This window comes from Vallitalea sediminicola (assembly GCF_054408565.1).
In genome coordinates, this window is sequence record NZ_BTPT01000233.1 from 1 (window position 1) to 224 (window position 224).

Here is a 224-nt window from a genome sequence, read left to right on the forward strand (position 1 = left end):
CTCATTCTATCTGTATAACCAATCTTAGTAAATGGGTTAATATGCTTTTTCAAACCAATACATTGGGTTAATATATTTTTATTAGTATTAAAATACAAACTATCTCCCGATAGCTTTCCTTGTCTTAATTTTGCTGCAACAAGGGAGTGATCTTTGGAAATTTGTTCTAATGAATTAGTGTCTTTTTTATATATTCTACTATCTCCAATATGGGTAATTACATA

The 224-nt window shown here is 28.1% G+C and carries 1 protein-coding gene; it reads right to left on the reverse strand.

All coding sequences use genetic code 11. The features are described from left to right. Nucleotides 1–224: PP2C family protein-serine/threonine phosphatase (locus tag ACX6CF_RS26545; RefSeq protein ID WP_458788388.1), on the reverse strand; the 224-nt coding region annotated here is incomplete at both ends.